An 11668-nucleotide genomic window follows, 5' to 3' on the forward strand; every position below is an offset into this window, starting at 1 on the left:
ATCTTCTTGAGAACACGAAACTTACGTCACGTCATCAGACTTGTAAAATCGTGGACGGCGTTGTGTGCCATGCTTGCGGCTCGGAGCAAGCATGCTTGATCGACTTGCCACGCCTGTTTGATTATTGGGAGCGGGTAGCCCGGCCAACTCGTGGCCGGGCCACCCTGGAGTCATAGATGTGTGTCATCGACAGCGGCTCGGAGCAAGCATGCTTGATCCGACTTGCCAGGCGTATCTAATCTCGGGGATCGGTCGAAGACCCGGCAACGTAGTCGTTAAGAAAGACTGGCGACACAGTCGATTTCAGCAGCGATTACGCCCAGTCACCATCACATCTGGCGGCCATCGGCATGCGTCGACCAACTCCAAAGGCTCGTGGTGAGACTTTAATCCCGGGGGGCATCTGCCAGCGTTTGTACTCGTTCCGATCGAGTCGCCTGGCCACCCACTCGACTGTCGTCGCAGGGAACTTATGGCTGAGAGCCGCCACTGATTCTTCCCGGTCAATCAGGCCCCGCAAAATCTCATCCAGCAGGTCATACGGGGGAAGCGTATCCTGATCGAACTGGTTAGGGGCCAGCTCTGCAGAAGGAGGTTTTGTGAGAATGTTCGCCGGAATCATCTCCTTCCCTTCCTGCCCGTTAATGAACTCGCAAAGCCGATAGACCTCACCTTTGTACAAGTCGCCCAGGGGGGCAAGAGCGCCGTTCATATCGCCATAGAGTGTACAATACCCCATGGCGAGTTCACTCTTGTTACCAGTCGCCAGAGCCAGCCAGCCGTGATGATTGCTGCGTGCCATCACAATGGCACCACGAATTCGTGACTGCAGATTCTGATCAGCAAGTCCCGCGGGCTTTGATGCCAATTCTTCTCCCAGTACTGCGATCGTCTCATACGCCCGGTGCACAGCATCGATGGGTATGGTGCAATGATCGATCTTTAATCGTTCTGCCAGCAGAATGGCATCTTCCAGGCTATGGTCGGTGCTGTATCTGCTGGGGAGCAGCAGGCCATGGACATGTTCCGGCCCCAGGGCTCTGGCTGCCAGATACGCGACGAGGGCGCTATCCACACCACCTGAAAGCCCCAGTACGCAATCCGTGAAGCCCGACTTATGGCAATAGTCGCGAATGCCCAGCACCAGAGCTTCATGAAGATCAGACTCGACGGGCATCTGCAGAGAAATCTGCCGCGGAGGAAGTGCCTGGGTATCAACCTGCAACAATCCCCGTCGAAAAGCGGGCAAAGTCGCTACGCATGCCCCATTGGCATCGAGAACAAAACTCTGTCCGTCGAACACGAGATCATCATTGCCGCCAATCTGATCGGCAAAGAGAAACGGAATCGACCAGTGCCGGGCGTGATAGGCCATCAGTTCATGACGCCGCCGCGACTTGCCGACTTCGAACGGGCTGGCTGAAAGATTAATCAGCAGAGTCGCTCCCTGTTTCCCCAATTCGGCGACGGGGTCTCCCAGCAGTTCCGGGTCTGTCGCATAGAACGTGGCCGGGTCATGAAACCAGGCATCTTCGCAGATGTGAATGCCCAGCTTTTCACCGCGAAACGGGATAGGTGCCAGCTTTTGAGCAGGGCGGAAGTATCGCCTTTCATCGAAGACATCATAATTGGGCAAGAGCCGCTTATGAATGGTGGCGAGAACTCTTCCCTCATGGATCAGGCTGGCAGCATTGGCAATGCGTCCCTGCGGGCAATCCCGTTGAGTTGGATGTCCCACGACGACACCCAGCTCTGGGGGAAGCTCCCCTGCCAGTTGATCGATCCACCGATCGCAGGCGGCGACAAATCCTTGCCTCGAAAGCAGGTCTTTGGGTGGATACCCCGAAAGGACCAGTTCGCTGGTGACCAGCAGATCAGCCCCGCTCGATGCTGCCATCTGTGCCGCCTCCTGCACCAGCCGGGCATTCCCCGCCAGATCACCGACAGTGGGATTGGTTTGCAGGAGAGCGATTTTCATGTCAACAGCTTTGAAGCAAGTGAAAGCAAATACAAGGCACAAAATCGAACGCGGCGATCTACTTTCGATGGATCATCCAGCGCGAACAGAACGCAACGTTCATCGATGGAAACAAGCCGCGAACTATGCGTTCAATCCCAGAGCATCGGCCATTGAATACAGACCCGCCGGGCGGCCAGCGAGAAATTTGGCAGCGGTCAAGGCTCCCTGGGCGTAGCTGTCGCGCGAATTCCCACGCACGGTCACTTCCAGAGTCTCGCCCATGAGGCCAAAGACAATCGTGTGTTCGCCCACGTTATCACCAGTGCGCAGTGCGTGATAACCGATCTCATGGCGAGGTCGCTGGCCAATCCGACCTTCGCGACCATGCACATGCTCGGTCTGCCCCATGCTCTGTGCGACAATCTCGCCAAACTTGAGCGCAGTTCCACTGGGGGCGTCTTCTTTGAAACGGTGATGCCTTTCGATGATTTCGACATCGACACCGCTGGAAACATCTTTCAAAGCACGTCCCGCATCAGCGACGAGCTTCATCGCCACGTTCACGGCCAGGCTCATGCTGGGCGCCCAGAGAATCGCAGTCTTCTTCGCTGCCTGCGTAATCACTTCTTTCTGCTCAGCAGAAAAACCAGTGGTGGCCAGAACCAGTCGCAATCCCCGCTCCGCACAGACTTTGGAAAGCTCGACCGAGCTTTCTGGCGTGGAGAAATCAATGATCACATCGGGAGGCGTCCCGATTTCCCCCGCCAGTGGGACTCCAATAGCACCAAGGCCGGCAATCTCACCGACATCTTTACCAATCGCTGGATGAGTGGGACGCTCGTAAGCCGCAGAAATCTTGAGTGATGGATCAGTCGCTGCACAGGCCAGAACTCGCTGGCCCATACGACCTGTCGCACCGAAAACGCCGATTGTGGTCACTGACATTGTGATTGACTTTCCGCAGAGATCTCTAAAGAAATAAGTGGTCGAGGCCGGTTTGATTCTAATCGCGATGAACAGTTTCCATCGAGAAAGCGGGCAGGCAGATGGCAATGTATTCCGCGCCACTTTCATCCGGTGTACTGTAGCGAACCCATTCACCCTTTCGAGCCAGCACCGCTTGCCCCGCTGCCACAAAGAGCGTGCCATCGTTGGATTCGACCTGCAGCGAACCCTTTAAAACCAGTGTGTATTCGTCGAACTCGGGGGTTTGCCCAGGTTCCACCCAGCCGCCAGGGCTCTGCATATGGGCAATACTGATGTGAGACTCATGGGAATTTACCCGGCCAATGAACTCACGAATCAGTTTGGGTTTGTTTCCAGCCGCTTCAATCTGCGTGGGTGAGGGAATGAGAACAGGCATGACGTGATCCCGGAGGTTTCGACAATGAGGCTCGGTTCAATGACTTTACGAGAAGACTCAAGCAGGTGGAATTGTCAGTCGATCCAGTGCTGCCTGTAGTTCCCGATATGTGGCGGATGTTTCTATTGAATTATCTTCGAGAGGCAATCGATTTCGCAATGCAGTCTCGGCAATTGACTTCAGAAGCGGTTCGCGCAAAGCCAGTTCGACCGCTGCCCAAGCACAGGCACTGCGCACCACAGCCGAAGAATCGGCCAGACCGTGTTCGATCGCAGGCCAGTCGTTGAAACTACCGATGTTCCCCAGCACAATTGCGGCATTGCGGGCCATTCCAGCACGCCCCGGGCGTTCTAAGGGAGTCTTCCCGAACCGCTGTTGAAACGCTTCTTCGGAGATGGTGAGGAATAACGCAGGGTTACTTTCCGCTTCGACAAGCGCTGCCTCACTCGTCTCATTGTCGGTCAACTTTGTTCGCTGCTGATCATTCGCAGATTGCGCTCTCGACCAGACTTTCTGACGCTTGGTATTCCACGGACAGACATCCTGACACAGATCGCATCCCAGCAACCATGGGCCGATCCCTTTTCTCAGCGGCTCGGCAGGCAAGCCTTTCAGTTCAATCGTCAGGTACGAAATACATTTCGTGGCATCGAGGACTCCAGGCTGTGGAAAGGCATCGGTCGGACAGATCTCGAGGCAGCGGGTGCAGTTGCCACAATGTTGCGTCTGATGCGGTGCATCGGGTGGCAATTCTGTCTGTGTGAGAATACTCGCCAGCAGCAGGTAGCTCCCTTGCTGCCTGTCAATCAGCATGGTGTTTTTGCCAAACCATCCCAGGCCAGCCAGGCTGGCATATTCTCTTTCCAACAGCGGAGCGGTATCGATGGCAGTACGCGTACGATCGTTGGGAAAGTGCTTTCTCAAGAACAAGATGCCCGGCTGAAGTTTCTCTTTGAGCCAGTGGTGATAGTCTTCGGGAAGTTGAGCGTATGCAGCAATCCGGCCTCGCTGGCGAGATTCGTCGAGAGTGTCTGGTGATCCTTGTGGCTGATAATTCCAGGCAGCCATCACAATCGATGCCACTCGAGGAAGTACGTTCTCGGGGTGGGCATAGGCATGTTGTCGACGTTCGATATAACTCATCTCGCCCGCATAGCCGGCCTGTAGCCATTCGTGCAGGCGATCCAGCCCCAGCGGACTGACAGCCGGTGCAATGCCAACCAAGGCAAAACCTGCATCGAGCAAAGTCTGCTTCAGACCATCGGCGATCATGGCTTTATCGGCTGGAATAATGAGCAATCCTGGAACGTCGGCAATTTGGCACGACGGCAGATTAACATCAAAATCCCGGCGCAGGAACTGGTGGAGGAAGCTGAACTGGCGCTGGCGGTGGTGGAAGTTCCGCAGGCATCACCCATGTCTCTGCGCTCTGGCTGGCAGTTGTGGAGCCTGTCGATGGAAGCAATACCGTGGGTGTAATCGGTGACGGCGTGATAGCGGCTGCGGCTGCTTGCCGGGCACTCTTCTTGTTACGGCCTGGCCAGCGGAACATCTCCCCGGTTTTGGCTTCGATCTGAGTATTGATTTCGTTGCGTAATTGTAGAGAGTCCAGATCGGCACTGTTCTGATGAAGTGCGGCGTCAACATGCTGCCTGGCCCGCATCAGTTCCCCTTTTTGCAGGTAAAAAGCGGCTCGTTCATAGTGGGCTCTGGTCAGACTGTTGCGATTGACAGGCGAGAGATGATCACGAAAGTGAGCGGCCCGTTCTTCCGTCGCTGCCTGCAGAATATCCCCTTCGGCAGCAGCCGCGAATTCATCGACAATGCGGGGCGTGATCAGCACAATCAGTTCGGTCCGTTCGATGCGGCTGCTTTTATTTCGAAAGGCCGCCCCCACCAGCGGGATCGCCCCGAGAACCGGAACCCGATCAATCGATTCTGTCGATTCTTCACTGATGAGACCGCCAATCACGACGGTCTGGCCATCACGAACCATGACGTTCGTGGTGACTTCGGTCGTATCCTGATCAGGCAATCCCGTCGACTGATTGATCACAGCACGCGATCGTTCGGGATGCACTTCCATTCGCACCAGTCCATCGGGAGCAATGAAGGGCCGGATAATCAGCTTGGTCCCCGATTCGAGGAAATTGACGTTTTCGATGGTTTGAGTGCTGTTGAACGCCAGAGTTTTATAGCTCAATCGATTGCCGATGATCATTTCGGCCCGCTGCTTGTTGAGTGCCCGTATCTGTGGAGACGCCACGAGGCTGGTATCGGCAATCGATTCAAGGGCCCGGATAAACCCGGTGATATCACCCGCAATAAACCCGTACTTCAGGCCCGCTGTATTCGCAAGAAATTGTGCACCCGGGGGAATGATCGAGCCGGTTCCCCCAGGAAAGCCACTGCTGGTCGCTATCGAAGCTCCGTTCCCAGTGACGGCGAGATTTTTGTCTCCACCCAACAAAGCCAGGTTGACTCCAAACGCCATATCATCCGTTAATTTCACACTGAGGATTTTGGCATCGATGATCACCTGCAATGGAGGAATATCCATCTCGATAATCACGCGATCAATCTCGTTAATGACCTCTTCATAATCCTGCACCAGGAGTGCATCCCGTTGAGAAAGACTGTCACCCCCTGCATCAGTGGCGTTCTCAGCAATCCCGACGGAAGACGGAGAGGTGATGGAAACTTTGCCCAGTGTCGGTGTCAGAATGGGCTGAACGAGTTGCTGAAGTTCCTTCACGTTGATGTAGTTGGGCTGATAGATCTTGGTCAGCACTTTTCGTGAAGCCAGTCGACGGGCTTCCGCTTCACGAGCCGTCATCACAAAGACCATGTCCCCTTCACGCTGATACAGATATCCGCGTGTTCGCAACAATCCATCCAAAGCCGCTTCCAGAGTGACCCCCTGCAGGTTCACCGTTACTTTTCCCACAACTTCCGGGCTGGTGAGAATGTTGATTCCCGCCATTTGCGCCAGCAGTTCTAACACACGGGGCAGTTCGGCCTGCTCCACCTGCAGATCAAACTTCTCATCACTGGTAACAGTTCCCCCGGGACCATCCGGCCCGTGAGGGATTTGTGGCATGACACGAATCTGCGGCAACGATCCCCCATCCGAAGGTGTCGCAGTATTGGATGACACCGCACTGGATGACACTGTCGAGGGAAGTGCCGGCTGTTTCAGTGGATCATCTTTCGAGGGATTAACGGCAGGAGTCGTCTCAGGACTTGATTTGTTCTCGAAAGGAACAGCGGGCGACTGCATGGAAGTGGCTGGAGCGGTCAATTGCGCCTGTGTGGATTTGAGTGAGAGTTCATTGAGCCGATTCTCGATCTGCTGCAATTGCTGACTGTTCCGCATCTGATCGTACAGAGCCCGGGCCCGTTCGAGGTCGGATTGCTGGCGATCGGTCTGGGCCTGTGCCAGCATTTCGATCTTTCGCTCCAATCCGGAAAGCTGAGCCTCGATGTGCCGATTTGCCGGTGGTGAAGACTTGCCGGCATAGGGTTGGCGAAGAGGTGGCTCATCCACGGGGAGCGTATGGAAACTGATGACCGGAAGATCTTCCGCATCGACTTCGGGCAGATCGTGAGGGTCTGGAACGGTGGGTAGGTTCCTCGAATCGGGGATTTTTCTCGAATCGGGTATTTTTCTTGAAAACTGTGCCGGGCGGGAGATGCTCGACTGTGCCGGTGAGTTGAGCCGATCTGCAGCCGCTGTTTGTCCCACGGACGGATTGACGTTCGAGAGTGAGACCACTCTTTGAGATGTCGTTTCTGGAGTTGAGCGAGTGGCCGGTGCGGGGCGAGTAGCCGGTAAAGAGCGAGTCTCTGAAGCGGGCGGCACGTCGGTCTGAGGGAGCTGCGCTGCGCTGCGGGTGGCGGTTGTGCTGCCTCGAACCAGAGGAGTCGATTTCCATTCGGCAGGCCAGAATTCCGACCCGACAAAGAGTGTTGCCGGCAGGGCGAAACCCAAAGCCATGGCGCGAAATGCCGTATTGAATGGTGTTGCTGGCATAACGTCTTCCGTGACGTGGCGAAGGTTCTCAGGAAATTTGCCGGGCTGGTGGCAGGTGACTTGAAATCAATACAGGGAAAGAGTGACGGATTGGTCAAAGTTCAGGGAGTGCAGGATAGTCTTCGAGAGGAGGTTCATCGCTCGTATTGTCATGCCCCACCACAACCTGCACAGACCGCGTGAGTTTCACTTCAAAGGGGCCCTGAGCATCTTCGACAATGACTCGTTGAGGTTCGACGTGCACCAGACGCAGCCTGGTGCCGGCCATCGTGAATGTTTTACCTTCAAGAACCAGTCGGGAATTGATCAGGGCTGCTCGTCGCTGAATTCCCACAACGGTCGACTGCAGTTCCAGAGTCGGCCTGGGAGCTGCTGCCACTTTCTCGATAGGTGTCGTCTTCCCGGATTCATCATCCTGACGAACAACTTGAGGGATCGGTTCGGGTTCAAAAAGTGGGTAGAGAGGGTCGTTGTCCAATGTTCTTAGAAAAGGATTCGCAATGGTCTTCGAAAGTCCTTTCCCTGCCAGCGGGTCCCGCGCCAGAAGTGCTTCCCAGGCAGGCCAGTCACGTTCGGGAGAACCGGAAGGTACATCTGAACTTTTACCGGGAGACATGGAACTCGTTGTGGGAGGCGTTGGCGGAACAGTAGCCGTATTGAAGGAAGCAGCCGCATGCTCTGGTCGAACGGAATTCCCCTTCCCGAGCGACTTGAGCAACATGGGTGTCCAGATCCAGAACCCGACACCGAGCAATCCCAGAAGCATGGCCGTTTTCGGCCAACTCGCTTTTAAATCCGCCAGCAGTTTTTGGGAGACGGTCTTGGCAGACATCAGGTTCACTTGGTGAAACCAGCGAAGGGAAGGGAGCTGGCAGGGATCCCGTGGGAAGGGAAAGATGGTTGGTTGGAGAGATGATCAGCGTAGGTGCGCATCGCCGCGCAGCCAGACTTATCGCAACCATCGGCCAGACGACGCCTGAACTTTCGTCAAAATCAGAAAAGTCATCGCCAAGGATTCAAATTCTCAATCATGCTGGCTCGACAGGTCGAAATCGGCAGATTCTGCATGTGATCGATGATCACCTGAGGCCGTTATTTCGTGCCTTGCGTATTCAGATTTGCTGCTGGTGTTTCGGGAGGCAGACGACGGGCAATATGCATCTCACCCGAGATGGCTGCAGGATTCGAACCCGACAAACGACTTCCAGCCGCAGAAATGAATCGAGCTTCGGGTCGAGAGTCACCTCCAGAGGATATGCGATGGATTATCGGTGAACTCTCGCTGTTCTTCGCCGAGCGGTTCTGCCGAGAACTTCGCACATCGTTCATGGAGAGTCGAAAGTCGAGAATCTCGAATTCATCGGGTGAGTTATCAAGTTCCTGCAGCAGCAGATTCCAGTGATCATATTCTCCCGAAAGTTGCACACGCACTGAAGCCACATGATGTGTGCTCAAATCTTGTGGTGCCAGTGGTTCGAGTCGATCGATCGAGAGCTGATGGGTATGTGCCAGTTGACTGATCGATTTGAGGATTTTCGTTGTCATGCCACTGGTTTCGACAGGTTTTAAGCTGGCTTGCTGCCGCTCGCGAATCTCCGCACGCAGATGTTCCACTTCCGCTAACTGAACTGGTATGTGCTGCAATTCGAGATGCTGGGCTTGAATCTGCTGCTCCAGACGTCGGCATTCGTTTTCAGCCGGTCGATGCACGAAGAACAGGTAGGCGAGCGTCATTGCGAGAAGCAATCCGCCAGTTCGCGCCAGTTCAAATGTTCGAGAATCGTGCATGAGGTCAGTCCAGGTTTTCAAAGCAGGAAGTTCGATGCTTGCGGCACTGAGTTGTCTATGACACACATCTTTTCACCCGACCATGGGTGGTATGACCTTAAAGGCACCGAAGAAGGCAAAACACGGCGAAAGGACGTGGTTCTTGCCCGGGTGGCAGGGGTCGGATGTCTTCATCCGCCTCCTGGTCAACAAAGTTCGTGAGCAAGTTTGCACCTGTATCCTCCCTCCAATCATCATCTCCATGAACAGTCGACACCCCATGACCTGGGGGCTAACGAGGACGTTTGACCCCAGCCACCCGGTCTCAAGTCACAGCGCAAATTAGCACTCCTGCGAAATTGTGTGTAAATACCAGCAGTCCAGATCAAGCGGTAAGTTGCGAAGGATGATCCATCAGTTTTTCGTCGATTGGTTGAGCTTCGATTGTTCGGCTGTCTGATGAGGCAGAATGTCTCTCGCAATCTCATGTTCATTGGTGAAATCAGGCCGGGGTGCAGGTGCGATTCGTTCGACAGGTTTCGCTGCGGGTGCAGGATGTTTGTCGAAAGAGAGATCTTTGGTCTCCGCCACCAATTGCCCCAGAGGTCTGAGTTTCAGCAGGATCTGAAATTGCTGAAGTTCCAGATCATTCAGCTCTTGCACGTGGCTCAGTTCCAGACGGACCTCAACAAAGCTGTTGGACGCTTCCAGAGCGTTCAGATAATTGGCCATGGCCAGATGATCCGGGGCTAACCCGATCAACTGCAGAGTCGGCTGTCTCCGGGCAAGTTCTGCCAATGTGCGATTCAGTAACTCCCCAGGAGCAAAAAGGCTTTCCGGACGCTGTGAATTCTGAGTGGTTGCCGAAGAGCGGCCAGGCTGCCCCAAGTTGCTGCTGGTACCGCGACCACCTGTGCCCGCTGTGCTCACGGGGTTCTGCCAATGGATTTCGCTCAATGAAACGCCAGGAGGTCTGAGCCCGTTGACCTCATCGAGAATGCTGGCCAGGGAATGATCCTGTTCGAGAACCTTGATCACCCGCTCGTGTTCAATCAACCGGTCGAGCTCTGCCTGAAGGGGAGCCGCTGCTGGCACGCCCGCTCTGGCAGTCGCGACGGAACTCTGCAAATGCAACAGTCGTGTCCGATCTCGCGATACTCGTGACCACTGGCCGACGGTACCGGCGATGACCAGCCCCGCAAACACGATGGAAACCACGCGATGCCAACGGCGTCGCAGCCTTTTTTCTCGATCGCGATGATATCCCGCAGGGAGAAAATCGATCTCAGTCATGGGGCACTCCTGAGGGAGGCTCACCTGCTGAAGGAGTCATGGCATCGCTGGCTTCACCGGCAAGTGCGGCAGCCAACTGGTGATTTTTTGGTCTGACCGATGGAGCGAGTTGGTACAAGTTCGTCGTCAGAGAAAACTGTCGCAAGGCTAAACCTAACGCCACCACCCAGGCACCATCCGGATAAATACTCCGGCCATGTGGCGTTGAATTGGATTGATGGACAATTTGTCCGATATGGCGGGGGAGTTGATCGGCCAAGGATTCCGTGAAATGGTTTTCAGGCTGAGTGTCCCGGCATAAAGTCACTGGCATGCCAAACCGGTCACCCAGATAATCCGCCAGCCAGCTCGAAACACCTTCGCCACTTAGCCAGAGCTGTCCTGCGGGTCGGCCTCGAAATGTGACTTTACAATATCTCAGGCACATCTCGACTTCGTTCGTGACCGTTTCCAGCAGCGATCGAATGGCATCAATCACCGAGCGATGCACATCATCATCGGCATCGAGTTCTTCCGCGTGGCTGACCGATGTTCTCAGTTGCCTCGCTTCCAGTTCAGTGAGTTCGAGTTCCTCGGCAATCGCCCGGTCGAACTGATAGTTTCCGACAAGGATATACTTGAGGAACAGAATTCGATCGCCTTCCGCGAAGATGACGGTCGAGAGTTTTTCTCCGAGATGGAGAAAGACAGTTCGTTTTTCGGAGTTGTCCACTGCCCGTTGAAATCGAATCAAAGCGTGGGATTCTGTATCAATCGCCTGTGGTACCAGGCCCGCTCTCTCGCAAATGTGGATCTGCTGCTGGATCGCTGTCTTCCGGCACGCCAAGAGAATCACTTCGTGCTTGGCAACTCCATCCTGCTTGACATCACCCGCTAAGATCAGCCGCAATTCCGCCTCATCGACGGCGTAAGGCAATCGTTCTTCGGCTTCAAAACGGGCAACCTGTGGTAACTCTTCACTGGGAACTTGAGGCAGCCGGGCATTGTGAATCCACAATTCGTGGGAAGGAATTCCCAGCACCACCTGCCAGCCACGGAAGAGTCGATTTCTCCACCAGCGTTTGAGGATGGCAATGACAGCCCGTTCATAATCGATCGTAGAATCCGACGTCTGGCTGGCCAGATTTTCGACCGCAGCGCCGCAAACTCTCCCTGATCGATCCAGTTGAATGGCACGCACCGACCCTGCCTGCAGAAGCAGTCCGACAGGTGAATACTGGGTCGATTTGCCATACCACATGGATGGGAGATC

General features: G+C 55.0%; 9 protein-coding genes. All 9 read right to left on the reverse strand.

What is annotated here, in order from left to right; all coding sequences use genetic code 11:
* Nucleotides 1-313 precede the first annotated feature (313 nt).
* The 9 genes from A6X21_RS06115 to pilM all read right to left on the reverse strand — a co-directional run bounded on the left by A6X21_RS06115 (nt 314) and on the right by pilM (nt 11656).
* Nucleotides 314-1978: an NAD+ synthase gene (locus tag A6X21_RS06115; protein ID WP_068846733.1), complete on the reverse strand. Its 1665-nt coding sequence runs from the start codon at nt 1976-1978 to the stop codon at nt 314-316.
* A 123-nt stretch (nt 1979-2101) separates the two neighbouring features.
* Nucleotides 2102-2905: a 4-hydroxy-tetrahydrodipicolinate reductase gene (gene dapB / locus A6X21_RS06120; RefSeq protein ID WP_068846734.1), complete on the reverse strand. Its 804-nt coding sequence runs from the start codon at nt 2903-2905 to the stop codon at nt 2102-2104.
* Nucleotides 2906-2963: 58 nt separating this feature from the next.
* Nucleotides 2964-3323 carry a cupin domain-containing protein gene (locus A6X21_RS06125; RefSeq protein ID WP_068846735.1) on the reverse strand — a complete coding sequence of 120 codons (360 nt, stop codon included), beginning with the start codon at nt 3321-3323 and terminating at the stop codon, nt 2964-2966.
* A 57-nt stretch (nt 3324-3380) separates the two neighbouring features.
* Nucleotides 3381-4622, reverse strand: a complete 1242-nt coding sequence (gene queG / locus A6X21_RS06130; protein ID WP_068846736.1) for a tRNA epoxyqueuosine(34) reductase QueG — start codon at nt 4620-4622, stop codon at nt 3381-3383.
* A 40-nt stretch (nt 4623-4662) separates the two neighbouring features.
* On the reverse strand, nt 4663-7356 hold the full coding sequence (locus A6X21_RS06135) for a secretin GspD/PilQ domain-containing protein (protein WP_068846737.1): 2694 nt from the start codon (nt 7354-7356) through the stop codon (nt 4663-4665).
* Nucleotides 7357-7450: 94 nt separating this feature from the next.
* Nucleotides 7451-8188, reverse strand: a complete 738-nt coding sequence (locus tag A6X21_RS06140; protein WP_068846738.1) for a hypothetical protein — start codon at nt 8186-8188, stop codon at nt 7451-7453.
* Nucleotides 8189-8448: 260 nt separating this feature from the next.
* The gene (locus A6X21_RS06145) at nt 8449-9144 is read right to left on the reverse strand and encodes a hypothetical protein (RefSeq protein ID WP_068846739.1); all 696 of its coding nucleotides are present in this window, start codon (nt 9142-9144) and stop codon (nt 8449-8451) included.
* Between the two features lie 393 nt (nt 9145-9537).
* Nucleotides 9538-10416 (reverse strand): PilN family protein, encoded by an 879-nt coding sequence (locus A6X21_RS06155; RefSeq protein ID WP_068846741.1) that lies wholly within the window; start codon nt 10414-10416, stop codon nt 9538-9540.
* Complete coding sequence (gene pilM, locus A6X21_RS06160; protein WP_068846742.1) at nt 10409-11656, reverse strand: pilus assembly protein PilM; 1248 nt, start codon at nt 11654-11656, stop codon at nt 10409-10411. The genes A6X21_RS06155 and pilM overlap by 8 nt, the downstream gene beginning before the upstream one ends.
* Nucleotides 11657-11668 lie beyond the last annotated feature (12 nt).

The organism is Planctopirus hydrillae (genome assembly GCF_001707835.1).
Lineage (GTDB): Bacteria > Planctomycetota > Planctomycetia > Planctomycetales > Planctomycetaceae > Planctopirus > Planctopirus hydrillae.